Source organism: Streptomyces sp. NPDC086766 (assembly GCF_044746005.1).
In the GTDB taxonomy this organism is placed as follows: domain Bacteria; phylum Actinomycetota; class Actinomycetes; order Streptomycetales; family Streptomycetaceae; genus Streptomyces.
The window spans coordinates 1-18868 of record NZ_JBIVBI010000027.1 but is presented as its reverse complement, the minus strand read 5'-3'; the positions used below and the strand labels follow the sequence as shown (position 1 = coordinate 18868).

General features: G+C 67.5%; 18 protein-coding genes, 4 pseudogenes and 1 CRISPR repeat array. Of the genes and pseudogenes, 10 read left to right on the top strand and 12 right to left on the bottom strand.

Annotation, left to right across the window (positions count from 1 at the left end):
• The first annotated feature begins 144 nt into the window (after positions 1-144).
• Positions 145-654 carry a hypothetical protein gene (locus ACIPM1_RS31445; protein WP_402440421.1) on the top strand — a complete coding sequence of 170 codons (510 nt, stop codon included), beginning with the start codon at positions 145-147 and terminating at the stop codon, positions 652-654.
• A gap of 193 nt (positions 655-847) precedes the next feature.
• On the opposite strand, the gene ACIPM1_RS31440 is transcribed toward ACIPM1_RS31445, so the two are convergent.
• Positions 848-1780 (bottom strand): DUF6083 domain-containing protein, encoded by a 933-nt coding sequence (locus tag ACIPM1_RS31440; RefSeq protein WP_402440419.1) that lies wholly within the window; start codon positions 1778-1780, stop codon positions 848-850.
• 160 nt (positions 1781-1940) lie between these two features.
• On the bottom strand, positions 1941-2204 hold the full coding sequence (locus tag ACIPM1_RS31435; RefSeq protein WP_402440417.1) for a helix-turn-helix transcriptional regulator: 264 nt from the start codon (positions 2202-2204) through the stop codon (positions 1941-1943).
• 698 nt (positions 2205-2902) lie between these two features.
• On the opposite strand from ACIPM1_RS31435, the gene ACIPM1_RS31430 reads away from it, so the two are divergent.
• Positions 2903-3367 (top strand): hypothetical protein, encoded by a 465-nt coding sequence (locus ACIPM1_RS31430; RefSeq protein ID WP_402440415.1) that lies wholly within the window; start codon positions 2903-2905, stop codon positions 3365-3367.
• A 247-nt stretch (positions 3368-3614) separates the two neighbouring features.
• Positions 3615-4400 carry a hypothetical protein gene (locus ACIPM1_RS31425; protein WP_402440413.1) on the top strand — a complete coding sequence of 262 codons (786 nt, stop codon included), beginning with the start codon at positions 3615-3617 and terminating at the stop codon, positions 4398-4400.
• Between the two features lie 164 nt (positions 4401-4564).
• Here ACIPM1_RS31425 and ACIPM1_RS31420 read toward each other — a convergent pair whose 3' ends face one another.
• The 4 genes and pseudogenes from ACIPM1_RS31420 to ACIPM1_RS31405 all read right to left on the bottom strand — a co-directional run.
• On the bottom strand, positions 4565-5032 hold the full coding sequence (locus ACIPM1_RS31420; protein ID WP_402440455.1) for a hypothetical protein: 468 nt from the start codon (positions 5030-5032) through the stop codon (positions 4565-4567).
• Positions 5033-5087: 55 nt separating this feature from the next.
• Positions 5088-5268: pseudogene (locus tag ACIPM1_RS31415) on the bottom strand (DNA primase); the annotation flags it as partial.
• Between the two features lie 380 nt (positions 5269-5648).
• Complete coding sequence (locus ACIPM1_RS31410) at positions 5649-6065, bottom strand: hypothetical protein (RefSeq protein ID WP_402440411.1); 417 nt, start codon at positions 6063-6065, stop codon at positions 5649-5651.
• 195 nt (positions 6066-6260) lie between these two features.
• Positions 6261-6608: pseudogene (locus ACIPM1_RS31405) on the bottom strand (ATP-binding protein); the annotation flags it as partial.
• On the opposite strand from ACIPM1_RS31405, the pseudogene ACIPM1_RS31400 reads away from it, so the two are divergent.
• Positions 6601-6750: pseudogene (locus tag ACIPM1_RS31400) on the top strand (IS5/IS1182 family transposase); the annotation flags it as partial. The pseudogenes ACIPM1_RS31405 and ACIPM1_RS31400 overlap by 8 nt on opposite strands.
• A gap of 103 nt (positions 6751-6853) precedes the next feature.
• The gene (locus tag ACIPM1_RS31395; RefSeq protein WP_402440409.1) at positions 6854-7636 is read left to right on the top strand and encodes a DUF3592 domain-containing protein; all 783 of its coding nucleotides are present in this window, start codon (positions 6854-6856) and stop codon (positions 7634-7636) included.
• A gap of 21 nt (positions 7637-7657) precedes the next feature.
• Here ACIPM1_RS31395 and ACIPM1_RS31390 read toward each other — a convergent pair whose 3' ends face one another.
• The 4 genes from ACIPM1_RS31390 to ACIPM1_RS31375 form a co-directional block, all read right to left on the bottom strand.
• A complete protein-coding gene (locus ACIPM1_RS31390; protein ID WP_402440407.1) occupies positions 7658-8050 on the bottom strand; it encodes a hypothetical protein in 393 nt (130 codons plus the stop codon).
• Positions 8047-8184 (bottom strand): hypothetical protein, encoded by a 138-nt coding sequence (locus ACIPM1_RS31385; RefSeq protein WP_402440405.1) that lies wholly within the window; start codon positions 8182-8184, stop codon positions 8047-8049. The genes ACIPM1_RS31390 and ACIPM1_RS31385 overlap by 4 nt, the downstream gene beginning before the upstream one ends.
• Positions 8185-8556: 372 nt before the next feature.
• On the bottom strand, positions 8557-10200 hold the full coding sequence (locus tag ACIPM1_RS31380) for a C40 family peptidase (RefSeq protein WP_402440403.1): 1644 nt from the start codon (positions 10198-10200) through the stop codon (positions 8557-8559).
• A 591-nt stretch (positions 10201-10791) separates the two neighbouring features.
• The gene (locus ACIPM1_RS31375; RefSeq protein ID WP_402440401.1) at positions 10792-11778 is read right to left on the bottom strand and encodes a LysR family transcriptional regulator; all 987 of its coding nucleotides are present in this window, start codon (positions 11776-11778) and stop codon (positions 10792-10794) included.
• A 160-nt stretch (positions 11779-11938) separates the two neighbouring features.
• Here ACIPM1_RS31375 and ACIPM1_RS31370 point away from each other — a divergent pair, with 160 nt between their 5' ends.
• Together ACIPM1_RS31370 and ACIPM1_RS31365 are read left to right on the top strand one after the other, a co-directional pair.
• Complete coding sequence (locus tag ACIPM1_RS31370) at positions 11939-12853, top strand: hypothetical protein (RefSeq protein ID WP_402440399.1); 915 nt, start codon at positions 11939-11941, stop codon at positions 12851-12853.
• Between the two features lie 60 nt (positions 12854-12913).
• Positions 12914-13393, top strand: a complete 480-nt coding sequence (locus ACIPM1_RS31365) for a hypothetical protein (protein ID WP_402440397.1) — start codon at positions 12914-12916, stop codon at positions 13391-13393.
• Between the two features lie 296 nt (positions 13394-13689).
• A CRISPR array of direct repeats spans positions 13690-13963; the repeat unit is 20 nt; unit sequence GGGACCATCCCCGCGGGCGC.
• A gap of 11 nt (positions 13964-13974) precedes the next feature.
• On the opposite strand, the pseudogene ACIPM1_RS31360 reads toward ACIPM1_RS31365, so the two are convergent.
• A pseudogene (locus ACIPM1_RS31360) lies at positions 13975-14304 on the bottom strand (IS110 family transposase); the annotation flags it as partial.
• Between the two features lie 606 nt (positions 14305-14910).
• Positions 14911-16011: a helix-turn-helix domain-containing protein gene (locus ACIPM1_RS31355; protein ID WP_402440396.1), complete on the bottom strand. Its 1101-nt coding sequence runs from the start codon at positions 16009-16011 to the stop codon at positions 14911-14913.
• 122 nt (positions 16012-16133) lie between these two features.
• On the opposite strand from ACIPM1_RS31355, the gene ACIPM1_RS31350 reads away from it, so the two are divergent.
• The 3 genes from ACIPM1_RS31350 (at position 16134) to ACIPM1_RS31340 (ending at position 18354) form a co-directional block, all read left to right on the top strand.
• Positions 16134-16343 (top strand): hypothetical protein, encoded by a 210-nt coding sequence (locus ACIPM1_RS31350; protein WP_402440394.1) that lies wholly within the window; start codon positions 16134-16136, stop codon positions 16341-16343.
• Positions 16344-16643: 300 nt separating this feature from the next.
• Positions 16644-17681 carry a NucA/NucB deoxyribonuclease domain-containing protein gene (locus tag ACIPM1_RS31345; RefSeq protein WP_402440392.1) on the top strand — a complete coding sequence of 346 codons (1038 nt, stop codon included), beginning with the start codon at positions 16644-16646 and terminating at the stop codon, positions 17679-17681.
• 82 nt (positions 17682-17763) lie between these two features.
• Complete coding sequence (locus tag ACIPM1_RS31340) at positions 17764-18354, top strand: hypothetical protein (RefSeq protein WP_402440390.1); 591 nt, start codon at positions 17764-17766, stop codon at positions 18352-18354.
• Positions 18355-18868: the final 514 nt, after the last annotated feature.

Genomic DNA, 18868 nt, shown 5'->3' with positions numbered 1-18868 from the left:
CGGGAGGTGGGGAGCCCACGAGCCCGGGGCGGAAGGTTCACGAGATTCGACAGCACCACCAAAGGGGCGGTCGGGGAGGCCACCGAGCCCCTGACGTACGTTCGCACCTATGACGCGCACCCTGAAACCCCGGCTGGTGGCCCAGTGAGCGGCTGGTGGGACTACTTGGAGGAACGAACCTGCCGAGAGGTCGATGCCGACGTGCTGCGCGACCGCCGGCTGTCGGCGGTCAGGTCCGTTTGGGAGGCGCTGCGCCCGCTGGGGGTGGGCCTGCACGAAGCCGAACGGGTGGTCAACGCGCGATACGAGGCTCTGGGCGACCGTGTGCAGCGCACGCCGCCCGATCCGCTGGACCTCCCCTCGCTCGCAGCCCGCGCCGCGGCTCTCCCCGGCCGTGTGGCAGCTGTGGAAGCGTTCTGGGACGGCGATACAGTCCACGACTGGTTCGTGCTCCTGGTCGCGGTCGTGGATGCCCCCGAGGGGCAGGGCCACCTGGCTACCGTCTACCACCGACGTGACGGTCCTCCTCCTGGAGTTGCCGCCGCCATGGCTGGCCGGGCGCTGGCCGACCACCTTCACGTGCCCTTCCACTTCGCGTCTCCGGACGTCCCTGATGACGACGCCCCGCGCTGGAGGGCGCGATCCAACGGTTGACGGAAGGGCCGTGACTGGCGGGCATGGACGGAGCGCGGCGACCCCAGGGAGGCCTGAACGCCTGGGCCTCCCGTTCTCATGAACATGGCCCCAGGTCCGATCCGGCTGCCTCCCTAGGCGGTGAACAACTGCTGCCGAAACTCGTGAACAAAGCCACGCAGGACATGGTGGACGGCCCGAACCAATCGTCGCTTCAGTTGCGGTAGCCACGCTTGAAGTCAGCTTCGCGCTGACAATCTTCTTCTTCGAAGATGCCGATGCGGCGTAGGGTCCGTCGGGCGCGGGCGGGCAGGCGGTTGTGGATGTGCTCGTGGTGGCGGAAAGGGTCGAAGGGCTCCCAGTCAGCGATCGCCAGGTCGGCGGCCGTGGGGATGGTGGCGTGCTGCTGGCAGCGTTGGGCGCGCCAGCGCAGTTGTTCGGCGTAGGGGATGCCGCTGAGGTCGTAGAGCGCCATGACGGCAGCGGGCAGGGCTAGCTGGCCGCTCGTGGCGGTGGCCGGAACCAGCTTCCAGATGCCGGCTGGGGCGGTGGGGGAGAGGAGGGTGCTGGTGCAGCGCTGGCGGCGGCGGGTCTGGGCGACGCATTGGATCTTGTCCACTGGGCGGGTGGCGAGGTAGCGCACGTACAGCAGTTGCACGATAGGGCGGGCCGGGCGGCAGACCGCCGAGTTCTCTCCCTGGGGTGCCGGGCCGTCTGGGGAGGCCGGGGGAGGGGCGAATACGCCGGCGTCGACGAGGCGGCGGGTGTTGACGGCCAGCGACCGGCGCAGCTCGGCCAGTTCGGGAGAGGGTGGGGGAGTGTCGCGGGCGGGACAGACGACGGCGTGCGGCACATGGCACCAGCTACTGCCGTCTCCAGCCGGGTAGGCGACACCGGAGCTGACATGCCAGCGGCACGCGGCCGGTACCCGGGCTGCCGGCAACTCGCGGGGATGGAGGCGGACGGGCCGCTGAGTGCCGCGGTGGTACCACTCGATCCGGTTGCCGCACTCGCGGCACCGGTCGCCTTGGCCGCAGCGCAGTAGCCGGCTGACGCCGTCGGGGGTGACCTGCAAGGACCGGCGCACGCGGTGGGCGATCGGACTGCCGTCCCAGTGCCGGCCTGAGGAAGGTGGTGTGGAGCGCATGCGGGCGAACCTGCCAGCCAACACGCCGGATCCACGCCAGCAGTGCCGAGAGGTCGCCCGGCCGACCTCATGTGGTGCGACTGGCGTGCGAATGCGTGTATGCGTGTTCGAGATGGTCTCGCCGGTTCGGGTGGTCCTGCGGTAGCCGCAGGAGCGGGTGTCAGTCCTGGGTGGGCCCGGGTAGGTCGTGCCCGCGGCACAGGGTGCTGAACAGCTCGTCGAACGGGGTCTCCAGGGCGTGGGCGAGAGCGTGCCAGGTCTTCAGCGTGCCGATGGTGCGGCCCTGCTCGATCTCGATGAGAGTGCGCCTGGCCAGGCCGCTGCGGGCAGCCAGCTCGTCGTAGCTCCACCCGCGCGCGGCCCGCAGACGCGCGAGCTCCAGCCGCAGCGCCTCGAGCTCCGGATCGGGCGGAAAGATCGTCACCTGTCCATCCGACGGGGCAGACCCCTGCCCTGTCAGTGCAGACCTCTGCCCTATTTGCCCAGGTGACGCCAAGTGTGGCAGGGCAGACCTCTGCACTACGGTGGGCCGCCACCCCCACACCCGAAGACGCAATGGCGCGGAAACAGCAGGAGGACCACGCGCCCATGAGGCTGCGCACAACATGCCCAGCAACGCCACGCGCCTGGACCGTGGAACTGCACCCGCACACCAGCGGGCTCATCCTCGTATGCCAACAATGCCCCAGCACCCGCATCACCGCAGCCACCGCCCGTACGGCCGCCCTGGCCCACCTCGCACGACACGCACGCGGCGATCTCCGCCCCCCACACCTGCGCATCTGCCAATGCCACGAACGCGGCTGCCACTGGCACCCCCGCCACCGCGGCTGCGCCGGCCCCATCCACCTCCTCCTCGCACGCGAACACGGCGGACGACTCTGGCGACTCGCCGACGCCTGCACCGCCTGTGCCGCAGCAACAGCACAGGCCGCCGTAGTGCCCGACACACCCCCCGCCCGAGCACCGCTGCAGCCGAGAACCGGCCAGCGACACAGACGCCGCCCCAAGGGGCCAGGCGAACAAATCCGGGTACGCGAGATCCTCAGCTACCTGGCCGCCGCACTCCCAGTGAACACCTCGGCCGCCGCACGCCTACTGGCCGTGCAATGTGCCCTTCGCATGAGCAGCAAAATGGAAGCCAGACTCTCCAAAGGCGTGCTGCGCAGCCTCCGCCTCAACACCACTCCAGACCCGTGGCACGAACTGGAATACGCGCGTTGGCTGCGCCCGCTCCCCGAAAACGCGGCCAACGAGATCGCCGTCGCACTACTCGACGCCGCCCTGCTTGGCCAAGCCCCAGCACGCCCCGACCGAATGCAAGCGGCGGACTGGGCGCTACGTGCCTCGCCAGCAGGAGCAACCGGTACGGTGCCGCAACTGGCGCATCTCTACCTCGCAGCACACACCGATCCGCAAGCCGGCAGCGGCCTGTGCGAGTTGCAGCAGATGACACGCGCCTGCGGCATCTCGCCTGCCGTACTGTCCGGCACCTTGGATCAGCTGGCATCAACTGGGTTGCTCAAATCGTGGCAGTTCTGTCCGGCTTCGGAAGACCTGCGCTGGATCCTCCACGCCGCGTCGTGACTTGCAGGACAATCACGTGCTCGACATTGAGAGCCGCCCGCGTGTCCGGCGACACCGTCGACTTCAACACGGCGAGGGGGACTGCTGCATGGTCAGGTGTCACCCAACCCTGCAGCAGTCCCGGGTCAAGGCCCCTTCAATACCCGGACGATGTGACAGGGGATGTTCGTTTTGCCGGATCCCTTGTCCAGGCCTTCTCCCGGGCTTACCGTGCAAGTCAACTGCTGCATGCGTAACGGGGGTATCCATGCACGCTGGGTTGCGCGGCACGGGGGGTGCCGCATTCATCGTCTGCTCATTGTTGCTGACTGCCGGGTGTGACTTCGGGGGCGGCAAGGACACGTCGCAGGACAAGGATGCGGAGGCGCGCTCCGCCTCGCCCTCGGCTTCGCCTTCCGCCTCTGCGACGCCGAGTCCGCTGACTGCCGGGCAGGTCAAGGCCGCCCTGCTGACAGCCGCAGAGCTGCCGTCGGGGTGGCGGAAGGACCGCACGTTCCCGGAGGACGACAACGCCGGCCAGTACGAATTCCAGATCGCCATCGCCGAGAAGGCGGCCTGCCAGCCGGTGCTCGACACCGTGGTCGGCTCCGACGACGGGCCCAAGCCGGAGAACGTCGCGGTGCGGGCCTTCACCAAGGGCCCTGACGGGCCGAACCTGCTGACCGGCATCAGCGCATACCTCCCGGACGAGGCGAGGGAGAGGGTGGACGCGTCCACGATGCCGAAAGATTGCACTGACTTCACGGCGAGGGATCAGGAGCTCGGCAAGGTCAGGGTGCGGTTCCAGAGGCTTAACCTCCCCGACGTGGGCGACGCCTCGCTGGGCACCCGGGTCAGGCTGATCCCCGCCGACAAGACTGTCTTCTCGGTGCAGTTCGACAATGCAGTCGTACGCGTGGGCGGCGCCATCGTCAACGTTTCGATGCTCAGCTACTCCAAGACCGACCAGGCATCGTTCGTGCGGGCCGTGCGGGCGTCCGTCGACAAGGCCACCAAGACCGCAGCGATCTCCTCCCCGGCCGTTGACAGCTGATCGGTCACCCCCGGCGATGCCTGCTCGTGTGACCGAGAGCGCCTCTGAGCCGAGCTGACTGACGAGTACCTTCAGGTGATCCGTAAGACCGGGGAGAACGCGGCCGCCTCCCGCAGCGGGGGAGCCCGCTCTGGATCGGTGGCCACGCCTGGCGCGCCACCCTCTCACTCGGATTGCTCGCCGTTCGGCGTGCGCGGCCCGGCGTGTGCCCCCCGGGTGACCGCCCGGCGGGTGGTGTTGGTGACCTCCACCCACTCCGAGTTCAGGGAAAGGTAGGAGCGGTCATCGCGGCCCGGGGAGTCGCACTGCACTTGGCTGATCTCGACGGCAGGCCGGGGCGCGCGGTGGTCGGCGGGGAAGGCTGGGACAGCGATCGCCGCAGTGATCGCCGCGCAGGTCAGCGTAGCAGCGGTCAGATGGCGAGTGGTCGCGGATACGAGGATGTCCGCGGCCAACAGTCGCTCACGGCTGATCTGGCTGATCTGCCCGTCCTCCGCGTCCAGGACCAGCGTGGCCGGCGGGCGGACACCAGGCAGCAGCGGACCGCCCGCCAGCCCGTACAGCACATTGCCTGGCACCCCCGGATCGAGAGCCTTGGCGAAGGTCCCGCGAATGACCGATCCAGGCGTCACCACCAGCGCCCGCCGCTGCAGGCGTGAGTACCCACCGCAAGAACACCTCCTCCAAGTAGGTCGCGCGCTGCTCATACTTGCGGTGGCCGTGCGCGCACAGTCCGGTCCGGGGACAGGCGGCCTCGCCGTGGAGGGCGGGCCGCGTGGTGCCGGACCGCAGGGGGAAGACGTGTCAGCCGCGTGCGGAGGCGTTCAATGCTGCGGGAGAGCAACCCTAAACGAGTGTCATGAGTCATGCTGGATGTCTCCAGTTCTATTGCTCAGTGCTGGATGGTCAGGGCGGCCCCGATTTCATTGGTGTGAGGTTGGGGGCCGCCCTTGGCTCAGCGGGCCGCGGGAGTGGCTGCTGCTTTTCTCGGGGGCGAGTGGCATGACGGAGCAAGCTAAAGAGTCCGGTGGCGTCTCGGCAGGGTCGTGGGGACGTTGTTGGACGCGACACGTCGAAGCGGTAGGCGAGATCGTGTTTCTCTACGGAGCCATGGCCGTACTCGCGCACCCGCTGTCAGGACTGAGCTGGGATCTGGTGCTGCCGTTACCGTCTGGCTTGGCGTTAGGTGAGATACTGAACTGGTTCCTTCAGGGGCAGTACCAGGCCACGCCTTCCATAAGGCAGCGTCTAATGCGACGTCGCAATTGAGGGTTGGCCGTGGAAGTGGTTCCGCTTGAAGACTGCTTTGCGGATGTTGACCGTGGTCCCGCCCCGACGGCCGTTCGCGCTGAACATCTGCGCGGCGATCCAGCCGCCGAAGATGACGGCGGCGAGGATGACGAGCTGGTGGATGAGCGCAGCGAGCGCGGCGATGAGCGTGGTCAGCAGGACCAGTCCGCCGCAGACGGCGCCGAACCCGATGCCGCCGAGGGCGATGTTCACCGCCGTACGTGAAACGGCCGACTTCGCCGGGGTCGGCACGGTGCCCGGATGGACGGGCACGAGCGACGCCGTGACGGTCGGCGGCGCGGGGGTGAGTGGGGTCGGTTGGTGGATGTCGACGGCCCGCAGTGCGGGCACTCGGGGGGCGTGTTCGGGGTGCATGCGGAATCCCTTCAGCACGGTGGGTAGGGAGGCAGGGACACCTCCTGCCGGGGTGGCTGTGGAGGGGGTTTCGGGGGTGCTGAGCTGGGCGCCTCCCTGGCGATCATTTGAGCTGTTCATGGCGAGGGATTTGGGTCAGGGAGTCGGTCACGGAGTTCTCCCCGCCTCCCTGACCCGTCCGGGGCGCGGCTCCCTCTACTCGGCGGTGGAAGCGGAACCGTCAGCGTCGCGCTTGGCGACGGCGCGGACGACGCGGTCGCGGCCGACGACCATCCGGCCGTCGGACTTGTACGGCTCCGCGCCGGCGGCCTCCGGCATACGCTTGAGGTCGCCGGGCGTCCACCGGCCGTAGGCGTCCTCGTTCAGAGCCGTGAGCCGCTTGAGCACATCCGCGGTGAACACGCGCGGCGCCCGGCCCAGCACGGCGCAGATGTCCGCAAGCGGGTCGCGCTGCTCGCCGCGCTCGATGACGTGCAGGATGTTAACCCCGTCCCGCAGCCGCTTCGCTCGCTCCGCGACCTCGGAGGCCTGGGCGGTGTCGATGCAGGTGATCACCGATCCAGCAGGGCGGTTGCTGTGGGCCGCGCCTGCGCTGCCCGGTGCGGTCCACGACATCAAGGCAGCGGGAACCCACGGCATCAGCGACGCCCTGGCCGAAGCCGGCGTGGAGTGCTGGACCGGACGCGTCCTTCGGGCAAGGACGCGGAGCACGGATATGGAGCCAGGTACTGCTGCAACCTCAGCGGCGACCGGTGAGTCCTAGCCCGTAACGGGGCGAGGAGGCGCAGATGAATGAGCGCAAGTCCGTACAGAGCGACGTCCAGGGAAGATACGACTCTCTCAATGGGTGGGCCTCGCTGGCAGGTGTCGCGGCCTTCGTGGTGTGGTTCGCATTCGATCCGTTTGAGCTGACGTGGCTCCAGTTTTTCGGCTGTGCGGTGGCGCTGTCCGCAGCGAGCGGTATCGCGAGACTGTTGGTACGCCGCCGGGACTGGGCTCGTCGTTGGGCCGGCCGAATTCCTCCGCCGGGCCGCCTCGTGGCTGCGTTGCTCCCCAGGCTCGGTATGCCATCGTCGCTGCTGGCCCCCCGCTGGGCCAAAGCCCGGACTGCGGCCGTAGGTTTCCTGATGGTCGCCACCTTAGCCGGAGTCATGGGATGGGAAGCCGGCCAGGAGGACCAGGTACTGCAGAACCTCCGGGCGCACGGGCACAGGACCGACGCGACCGTGGTCGGCATCGCCAGCGAGTCGGAGGAGGGCTCGGCGACCTCCTTGACCGTGCGCTTTGGTGCACCGTCCGGCACTGTACGCGCGGATATCGATGTCTCAGGCTCGGCAACCGACGCGAAGCCCGGAGCGCACGTACCTGTCGTCTACAACCCGTCGGACCCCACCGAGGTCCGCCACACTGACCATCTGGACGGACACGAGGCCGACGGAATTCGAGAGGGTTCTGTGGTGTTCGGACTGCTCGCGGCAGGAATTCTGGTGGGGACCGCCCGGGAAGTGGTGCGTGCCAAGCAGCAGCCAAAAGGCGGCAGGACGCCGCACACCCACCGACCCGTAGCCTGAAGGCCACGATGCAACTCGTGATCAAGGCCGCCCGGCCGCTCCTGCCTCCGTCCCGCCGCCCTGCGGCCGCCGCGCAAGGGGGGCTCCGAGGAACCGGACCGCGCCGGAAGGTGTGTCGGCGTTGGCAACCGCTCCGCGCATCGTTATCGCCGGCGCGGTGAAGCGTGCGGCGTCAACCGGCGGGTCGTGCGAACCCGCGGGGTGCCCAAAACAGGAACCGTCCAGCACGAGGCCGGGCAGCTGGCTGCCGCACACGCTCAGACCGTCGGGGACGAAGCACTCGACCAGCTCGACCCGCAGATCGCTGGCGATGTTCGCCAGGTCGACGCGGCCAGCGATGCGCGCCCCGCGCAGCCGCAGCCCGTGCGGGTCCGCCTCGATATCCCGGCGGCCGCGGACCAGGTCACGGATCAACGCTGCCGAGAGGTGCGGGTGCTGTCCCAGGACCGCATCGAGGCCTCGTCGACCGGCCCGTCACCGGCCAGGTCCAACATCTCGCCGTCGCGGACCGCGTCGAGCAGGCTCTGCTCCAACCAATCGGCTGCCACCCGAGCATGCTGGCCTGCCCCACCGCACGACGGCAAGCAAGCCGGTACCGCTGCCAGAGCACCCGAACACTCTCCTTGGCTTCCTGCAGGTGCTTTGCTTCTTCGCCTCCGCCGTATGCAACCGGGAGCCTCAGGATCTTCGACAAAATCGGAGTGGCACGCCGACGGGCCGCCGTCCTGGGGAGGCGGCCCGTCGGCGTGCCACAAGTGCGTGGAGGGGGCATGGCGGGCATGACATCTGCTTCAGGTACTTCCTCGCCGGTGGACGTGTTTCGTGTTCTCGCACTTGGTGCGGTCACCCGCTGCCTTCGACGGGCGGACGAACCGACGTCGAAGCCGTTTCGCCGCCTGCGGTTTGCGCGCGGTTACTGGTCAGCAGGTTGGAATGGTGGCTCCGTAGATGTCGTTGGCCTGGTCGTTGCCCTGGTTGGCCAAGTAGTAGGCCGATACGTAGTCGCGTCCGCCGGTGTCCATGTCGGTCAGCAGCCACCAGTGGTTGTAGGTGGAACCGGAGCCGACCTGCGAGCCCCAGACCTTGCAGAAGACGTAGTTGGTGCCCGCGTACAGCGTGCCCCCGTGGTCGCGGCCGGGCGCGCTGGCGAAGGTCTTCACCCAGTATTTGCCGTCGGTACCGCAGTTCGGGATGGTGTTGCCGGAGTTGTCCTTGGCTTCGTCGTTGCCCCAGCGGGACAGGTAGTATGCCGACACCCATCCCTGGCCTCCGGTGTCCAGGTCGGTGAACAGCCACCAGTGGTTGTAGGTGGAACCGGAGCCGACCTGCGAGCCCCACTCCTTGCAGAAGACGTAGTTGGTGCCCGCGTACAGCGTGCCGGCGCCGTCCCGGGCCGGTGCGTTGGCGAAGGTGTCGACCCAGTACTTGGTGCCCCCAGTGCCGCCGCCCGAGCTCCAGGAGCAGGTGGGGATGGTGTTGCCGGAGTTGTCCTTGGCTTCGTCGTTGCCCCAGCGGGACAGGTAGTACGCGGAAACGTAGTCCTGGCCTCCGGTGTCCATATCGGTGTATAGCCACCAGTGGTTGTAGGTGGAGCCGGAGCCGACCTGCGAGCCCCACTCCTTGCAGAAGACGTAGTTGGTACCCGCGTTCAAGGTTCCGCCGAGATCACGGCCGGTGGCGGCGGCGAAGGTGTCGACCCAGTACTTGGTGCCACTTGCGATGGGTCCGCCGCCCGCGCCTCCGCTGGAACCCCCGTTGCACAGTGGATCGCTGGGGTGGTCGTTATACCACTGGGCGGAGCATCCCGTAGTGCAGCCGCCCGATCCGCATCCGTTCACACCATACTTGGCTTCGGCGTTCGCGATGCGGTCGTCGACGCCACTGGCGTACTCCTGCCAGTTGGGGTCGGTGGAGGAGAAGCCGGTGAGGCGGACCGCGCCGGCGTAGCCGGACAGGTTGAGGGTGTCGACGTTGGCAGGTGTCCCCGACTGGGACTGCTGGACGATCAGGCCGTCGCCCAGGTACATGGCTACGTGGTGGATTCCGTTGGTTGCGTTGGGGTTCCCCCAGAAGACCAGGTCGCCGGGGAGGAGGCTTCCGGTGCCCTGCGACGCGGAGAACCGGGCCGCGACATGGCTGGAGGTGTGGAACTGGCTGTCGGCGCCCAACGGCAGGAAGTTCTCAGTCCCGGTGACGGCGTACCAGATCCAGTGCATGAAGCCGGAGCAGTCGTAGCCCTTGACGTTGCCGTCGTTGGCGGCGTACGTGGTCCCGTCGGGCCAGCCGTAGGAAGCGCCCGGATGGGTTCCCCAGCCACCGCCGAAGCTGTAGCGGATCCGGGCATCCACGGCTTTGCAGGCCAGGTCGATCGCCTTCATGGCCTCGACGGTCGGAGGAGCGGTGCTGCGGGCCGTCGGGCAGCTCCCCGACGCAGCACGGGCCGCCCCGGCGCTCAGCTGGACCATCACTGCGGCCAGGAGCACTGCGGCCAGTGACGCAGCCAGCGTACGCAGCGTCCGCGACGGCCGAGCGGCACCGGGCCGCAGCTTTAATCTCATGTACATGGCATTTATTCCTTCGTCGAAGGAGGTATGAATTGAGGCCCTGGGATGCTAGAAGCGCACATTTTTTCGGGCAAGCCATCGCATCGCCGCCACATGCGAATTTCGGCCACTGGCCACGCGCGGGTGACTTGAAGGTATTCCGTCCGGGTTGCCGCGGGATCGGAGAGTCCTGTGCTGCCGGAAGGAGAACGGTGTGCAGGTCGCGGCGGAGGAGGAGGGGGGCGGCAGGCAGACGAGGGTAGAACGTGCCAACAGCACCCCATTAGGGGCGAATCTCTTTATAGCGGCAAAACACCCACAGTGCGACCTTTTGCGTCTTCCTTCAGGCGTGTGAACTGTCCTGAAGTCAAATAGAGTTCTGCTATTTCATTGTGTTGGGTAGGGGTCCGACTCTCATGATCAAAATTCACGCGGCGGATCGAGGCTCAGCCGCCCACGGCAAGAAATCGGCCGAATCGCATAGTTGCCGAATCCGGCCGATGATGCCAACCGTCGGTCTCCGGGGCTCCGTAGCCTTGGCCCGGGGCTGCTGCATCGGGCCAAGGAAAACGGAACCAGCAATACCGCGGACATTCGTGCATTCGACCGGTGTCACTTACGTGATTCGCGGTCAGCGGAAGCACACCCGGAGTGGGTGCTTGCCACGGTGTTGCTCGCTGTGGCGACAAACGCGTTCAGCAGCGGCCGATTTCCTCCGGGGATCCAGGCGAGTGCCGAGGTGCTGGGCGGGATGTCCGCCACGTCGACGTAGGCGATTCCTGGGCGCGGGTAGAGGTGACGGGCTGAGGATGGAAGAAAGGTCATTCCGCGGCCGGCGGCCACGGCCAGCAGTACCGCCTCGATGTCGGCGGCCTCCGGCCCGAACCGTACCGGGGTGCCGTCCGGCCGAGGATTGAGGGCCCACCCGTCCCGCCATGCGCGCGGGACCTCTGGCGGTACGTCCACGACCGGGTGACCAGCGAGTTCGGCGATATGGATCCGTTCCTTAACAGCCAGGGGATCACCGGCGGGCAGACAGGCCACGCGCGGCTCCATGGCCAGGGGCAGGTTTCGCAGACCCGAGGGGAGCGGTGGCCGGAGGAATGCGGCGTCGACGTCGCCCCGCGCCAGGGCCTCGATTTGTGTCACGAAGCCGACACTGCGTATCTCGACGATGATGTGCGGATGCTGGCGGCGCATTTCAGCCAGTATGGCGTGCGCGTGGGGCGTGGCCGCCTCCGCACCGATCGCGCCGATGACGAGGTGGCCGCGTAACTCGCGGGCGAAGGTTTCCGCCGTGGCACGAACTCGATCGAGCGCCCGGATCGCTTCCTGGGCATGGACCACGAGGGCCTGCCCGCATGCCGTGAGGTGTACCCCCTGACCCGCGCGGGCGAACAGCGCCGTGCCGAGTCTGTCCTCAAGGGTCCTGATCTGCTGACTGAGCGCCGGCTGGGCCATGAACAACCGTGCAGCGGCCCTCCCGAAATGCAGTTCCTCCGACAGCATCAGAAATAGGCGCAGCTGGTGCGCCGTCGGATTCCTGCGCCCACTTCCTCCGGGTGCTTCTGCCGCAGTGGTGCCCCCATCTCGGCTCATAGTTAAAATGTTATCGACATGCAGGGATTCTCGCTCCCGGTTTCCCTTTTTCGGCTCGGTTGGCCGCGCTAGCGTGCCGTTCGCGACAGGACGACTAGACATGGGGGTGCCCGAGGGGCATTGATCATGCCTGCGTCCGAAGCCACGGGGGGATTCTTTAGTGAAGGCATTACTGTGGGTGAATGCCGCCACCGTATGGGGAGCGGCGGCGATCATCTCGTTCGGCGCACTGACAGGCTGTGGGCACCACAGCGTCGTCCGGAGTACGCCGGTGATCCACGAGCTCACAGGCGCCCAGCAGGCGCGGATCGACCAGGCCGAGCTCAGGATCGTCAAGGGGTGCATGGCCCGGCACGGCTTCCGGTACTGGGTCACGCCGCCGGTACCCGCCGAGGACCGCCCCGCCTTCGAAGCCGTCTTCGTACGGGACGACATCGCCTGGGCACGCAAGCACGGATTCGGCGGCCTGATCCAGCAGAGGGTCATGGCGGCCAAGGCCCGCGACCCGAATGCGACCTACCGCAAGAACCTCCCGTCGGCAGAGCAGGTCCGCTACTCCAACGCTCTCGGGGGCGGCCCGCAGCAGCACATGCAGATCGTCCGCCTGCCGGCGGGCGGACGCGTCGCCACCTCAACCGACGGCTGCATGGCCGATGCCACGAAGAAGCTCTACGGTGACGCAGCAGCGTGGTTCCACGCGAACAAGATCGTCACAAATCTCAACCCGCTCTACGTTCCAAAGCTCGTACGCGACAAGCGCTTCACCACCGCCCTCACGTCGTGGTCCCGGTGCATGCGACACACGACCGGCCACCCCTACACGGACCCCGACGCCGTTCAATCCGATCTGGTGAAGCGCACTGCGGGAATGAGCCCGGCTCAGTCACACCCCGTCGAGGTGCGCCTGGCGGTCGCCGAGGCCACCTGCGCGCACACGTCGTCATTGTCCGCCACCATCCACAAGCTGGCCCGCGTGTACAGCGCCCCCGTGCGAAAGCGCTACGCCAAGGAGATCGAAACCCGAGGCCGTATGCAGCACGCCGCGCTCGCCCGAGCCGACCAGGTTCTCGGCTGATCACCGGCCGAGAGCAAGCACATCGCCACTCGACCCGCTCCACCAGAGAAGGGGATACCCATGCGCAAAAACCGTGCCGTCCTCGCCGCGGTGGGTCTGGCCGCCGTCCTCGGCGCCCTCGCCCCCGCCGCCACCGCCCAGGCGGCGCCGTCGTCCACGCTGAGCACGGCCTGCGACAACGCCTACAATTCACACAAGGGCGACGGATACGTCCGGGCCTACTACTGGGCAAACTGCGACACGCTCCTCGGTGCGGCCTCGGGCGACGACAGCAATTGGTCCGACACTTCGGGCCCGTTCCAGGGGACGGACAACGACAACGCCAGGTCAGTGGTCAACACGGGCACCTACTCCGGTGGCGTCAACGACGTCCTGTTCTACAGAGACGCCGGCTACACGGGCGGGTACGGCTGCCTGGACTGGAACGAGCTCTACGTGGACGACCTGTCCCGCAACACCTTCACGAGCGGCACGTCCGCGCAGGACAACATCAGCTCGCACAAGTGGGTGAACGGCTGCCCCGGGAACCTCTGGCACTGACCCGCGCCACCGCCCGCCGGGGCCGGTTTCGAAAGTGGACACCGGCCCCGGCCGGCAGCGGTTCCGTCAGACAGACGAGCCGGAGGAGCCCCAGGCGGGCGCTGGCCTGTTCGTACTCGCACAACTCGCCGATACGCCAATCCTCCCGGGCAGTGGCGGCCTCGCCGCCGACGAAGGCGCGAAAGGGGGGCTGTAGAAACGACGCCACCAGCAGGGTCATCCCGCTCACCGTGGCAGAGATTCGCCGGCTCCTGGAATATCACCTGTCCCACCATCGCCCAGCCCGGCGTGTCCACGGGACCATCCCCGCAGGCGCGGGGAGCAGGCGATGATCCGTTCGAGCTCGTGCTTCTTCGGGGGACCATCCCCGCGGGCGCGGGGAGCAGCGGGCAGTCATGGGCGTGAAGCAGGATGGCGTGGGACCATCCCCGCGGGCGCAGGGAGCAGTGGAAGGACGCCCCGCTCATCGCCATCAATTGGGGACCATCCCCGCGGGCGCGGGGAGCAGGGTCGAGGTAGAGGCGCCCGCCGATGACTGTGGGGACCATCCCCGCGGGCAGCGGGGAGCAGACTGCGCGGCCGATGAACGCGTCCTTCGCGTCCGTCTTCGCCTCGCCGGGGTAGAGGTCGGCGATCCGCCGCATCGTGAGACCCGGCAGGTAGGCGACCGGACAGCCCATGTCCCTCGCGACCGCCAGCGGTAAGGCGCCGATCGAGGCCGGCTGATCGACCACGACCAACACTGTTCCGTGCTTGGCCTGGAGTTTCGCGAAGAGCTCGCGGAGCTTGGGCTCGGTGTTGGGGAGGCGCTTGTCGAATGACTTCTTCCCGGCCGGTGTGACGGCAGTGGCGTGGTGTTCGCCCTTGCCGACGTCCAAGCCCAGGTAGACGTCGATGTCGCCGGTGTCGATCACGTGCAGGCGCCTCCATCACGCTTTCGTTCGGCCTGCCAGGGCACCGAGCTGCCACATCCACGTTACGGAGAGCTCTTCCGGCTCGGGTGAAGCCAGTGCTCAAGCCCCTCATCAGCGGTCCGTCGACGCCTCCGGACCCGGTGACACCATCCCCGGGGGAAGTCATGCCGGACCCGAAGGCCGGAGGCCCCGTTGCGGAGCCACGAAAACGGTAACGGGGGGCGTGCCGCACGCCGCTGACCTCTGCGGCCAGCGGCACAATCCGCAACGCCCCTGCCGCAAGGGGCTGTCCTGATGCTCGTCTCTTCCGGTGTCCGCCCCGGGTGCTCCTACAGCTCGAATTCGAGGTGTTCGCGGTGTACTTCGAGGCCGTGGGCGCGGCGGCCGTTGTCGCGGAAGTAGACCTTGCCGAGGGCGTCGGCGGCGACCGGCGGAGCTGGTCCTCGGTGAGACCGGCCTCGTGGGCCTGAAAGAGACCGGCGGTGTGGTGGGGCGGCAGGGCGAGGGTGAGGTGACGCAGCCGGGCGTCGTCGGCGCTGCCGGGGGGCGGCGGTGAAACCGAACCGGGCGTGGGCATTGAGGCGGTAGGTGCCGGTTGATCATTTAGCTCGTTGCCGGGCATCCGAGGGGGGCACCGATGTCTGTCAACGCCTCGCCGATGGCACCCGTGCCGGGGTTGGGTGCGTAAGCCCGTGTATTCTTGTCCGCCACGCTGAGGGACCTAAAGGGGCCTAACTGCTTGTGGAACTGGTGACCGTTGTAGGTGTACTCGATCACCAGACTCCACTCGTAGTTCCCGTGGCAGGCGGTCACGTCGACCCGGATGATGGCCGGGTCTTTGGCGTTCACGGTGAAACCGGACCCCAGGTGATTGGTCGGGGCTGGTTTGTCACCTGGCTGCAGCTCTCCCTGGACGCCACGGTCGACGAGTTGAGGCCTGTCCAAGTTGAGATCGAACACCCGGTCCTGAACGTCACCACAGCCACCCTGGGTGAGTGCCACCCATGTTGGCGGGCCGATACGCTGCGGAACGCGTGCCGAGAGGTGGAGCTCATCGATGGTGACCGTCGTGTCGTCCTTCGTGCCGAGGTCTACATAGAGATGGCCGGCACCCCAGGTACCGCCTTTGTTCCTCGGAGAGGTGACGACGGACCGAAAGTCCTGATTATCGACGTGGAAGGCCGTCAGCGGTTTCCCACCCCTCGGCATGGCTACGGAGGTCGCCCCGTCGCAGCTTTTCATCGTCGGCCACTTGTACGTCACTAGCAACGGGCCGGACGCCTCAGCGTCCGAAGAGTTGCTCAGCCACCAGACCACACCCACGGCGACGCTCACGGCCACAACCAGTGCCCCTGCCGCGGCGCCCGCGATCTGGGCACCGGACCGGCGGCGCAGCACTTCTTGAGGTAGGGGCTCACGTGCGCCTGATGGCAAGCGAATTGGGGTCTTCTTCGCACCGGCTTGCTCCCAGAGCCCGAGCAGCGCCTGCTGCTCGTCTGCGCTCAAACGCAGAGCCTTGGCGATCGCAGCAACGGTAGGCCACGTCGGTCGCTCATGGCCGTCATTAAGCGCTTTGCTGACCGTCGTCCTGCCCAACTCGGCCCTGGTTGCCAGTTGGCTGGTGTTCAAACGTGCTGTGCCCACGTGCGCACGCAACGTCTGCCGCAAGCGTGCCAGCGCCTGTGCTGGCTCGACATCTGCCATTCCTCGCCCCCTACAAGGCGCAGTACCGAAGTGTTCATCTTCGTACGGCTGCACCCTGGCGCACACCCGAATCGGCAAGGTCGCTGCATCCCTCCCCGTAGATGCAGATGAAGGAGCCTGCCATGCCGCCGTCCTACACCGCCGCCGTTATCGTCCTGGGGGTCGCCGTCGCTGTGATCATTTCCCTGCTCGCCGCCGTGACAGCCGCTTTCCTCGCCCGCGCGGAAGGTGCGAGCTCGTCATCTATGGTGAGCCGTGGCGGAATGGCCTTCGCTACCACCCTCACTCTGCTCGCTCTCATCGTCACCACCATCTCCGACCTCCTCACGTGAACAGGTCAGGAGATGTCCCTGGGGGTGCCGGCTGGCAGCAGCCACAGCCCAGCTAATAGGGCGGCACCGCCTTACGGGGCGGACCTCAGCCCTCTACGTTCGCGCTGGTAGATGGCCGATCTCGGAGCAGTGCAACGCCGCACTTGCGGCCTTTAGCGTGTAACACCACCCACTTTTGGCTGAAACCGATCAAAACGGCATGCGGTCTTCGCGTGGCCTGTGCTTCGATGCCGCCAACGCGACGGGGGAGCTGCTGAGTTGACTTGCGCCTCCGTCGGTGACCAAAACAGGGGGTAATACGTGAGGTTGCACAAGCTGCTCACTGTTGGAGTGGTGGGCTTCGGTGTTCTTGCCACGGCTGCGGCTCCGTCGGCCGTGGCCGGCCAGCAGAGCGACGCGCAGTTGCGCGTCAGCATCAGTTCGCCCAAGCGCGAGGCGAGCGCGCCGGCTGGCTCGTCCGCCAGGGCCGCCGCCGCGTCCTGCACCGTCAACCGCATCACGATCAACCGCTTCAGCGAGTGCGAGTGGGTCACGGTCCACGTCGACGTCGTCAAGGTCGTCAACGGGCGGCCGGTCCTGGAAGGCACCGCGGACTTCAGCGTCAAGCACCAGATGACGCTGAAGGCCACCAGCGCCAACTGGAGTGAGAAGTTCACCGTTTCCAAGGCGAGGACCACCGGCAAGGGCAAGGGCGTCCGCGTCAACGTCTCCGCCAAGTCCGGCGGCGGCACCAAGGCCAGCGTGCACTTCCCGCAGGGCCACACCCTCGACAGCGCCGCATCCGGCACCGTCTCCTACACGACCGGCGCCATCGCCCGGAAGAAGATCAACCCCAAGGCGAAGACCACCTACGGCTACACCTTCACCAAACCCGGCTACAGCCCCGGCAGCGTCTCCTACGCCTCCGCCACCTACCGGTGCGACAACTACTACGGCACCACCGGCTGCGCCATCACCGAGGCACCCACCGCGATCAACCTGATCACCCTGCCGCGCATCTCCGAAGGCATCCGAAAGCTGCGCTCCCGCGGCGGCCACTACGGCGACCCCAACGGAGGCAAGCCGCTGCACTGGATGATCAACGCCACGCAGCAGAAGAAGAACCGCCAGGCCGTCTGCTCCGTCCCCGTGCCGGCCGACATGCGGCGCGCCGGCCGGACCTCGTGCGACGAGTACCCCTTCGCCTCCACCTACGAAGGCGGAACCTACTTGCCCACCGGCCAGCGCACCATCACCTGGGTCAAGAAGAACGAGAACGACGCCCAGGGCGCCAACATCACCAACTGGCGCCGCCAGTTCCACGTCATGGACCACGACCCGTTCTACGTGATCGCCTAGGCGTCACACTCGCTGAGCTAGACCAGGGTGTCCCCTCCGGCTCGCCTCCGGAGGGGACACCCTGCCCTGTAGAAGGAGCACCATGCTGGTCCACGAAGCGGCATTCACCATCGAGGTGGGAGAAAGCGGCTACCTCATCGGCTTCACCGAACACGACGACTACCCGGCCCAGATGCCCTACGGCTGGCGGTGCGGCCCAGCCGACCCCGCCAGCGCCGTCGTCCTCACCACCACCGACACCGGCCCCCTCCACCTGACCATCCAGATCCACGACACCCCGCCAGCGCTTGAGACTGGCAACGGATGGGAGCCCGCAGAGGAAATGAGCCTGCTGGCCCACAACCCCCAACTCCGCCTCGAGACACTCGAACCCGGCGACATCCTGAACGCATGGCCACAGGAGGAACCCCCTCTCCAGATGCCACCCACCGACGCTCACGCCTCGGTGCGAATGCGCCTGCACTGCCACGCCGACGACCCCGAACCCGGCATCGGCGACCATGGCGAGCGCCACCTGATCCAACTCTGGCGCGCACCGCACACGCCCCCGCTGCACCCCGACATCAGCGACGCGGATCGCCAGGCCCGCGCCGACTATGCAGCGGACAGGGCCAGGGCCGTAGACGACTACACCACCACGTACACCCACACGTATGGAGAAGAACAAGGCTGACGCCAGCAGCGGGCGACGGTGCTGCGCGAGCCCCTGCTCGAGGGACCATCCCCGCGGGCGCGGGGGAGCAGGGGCGTTCCCTGCTCGGTGACGGTGCCGGCGTTGGGACCATCCCCGCGGGTGCGGGGAGCAGTCGTCGCGCAGTGCGCTGACGGCCGTGCGGGCGGGAGCATCTCCGCGGGTGCGGAGAGCAGGCCACCTACGGCGTGCCCACCACGGCCGCGCTGGGACCATCCCCGCGGGTGCGGGGACGGACGAAATGCGGCTCGCGAGGTGACGGATTGCCGGGTCGCGGAGTCAAGGGGCGGACGCCCGGACCTCTCTCCGGCGGCACTTGCACCACGCGAAATCCTCAGGTCGGGCACGCTTGATTTGACGCGGGATCTCGGGCAGCTCCTGGGGCGTCCACTCCGTCACTTTTAGACGTCGTCTCATTTGGTGAGCCTGCGGTAACAGATGAGGCTGCAGGCGATGGCGGTGAAGGCCAGGAAGTGTTCGGCCTTGCGTTCGTAGC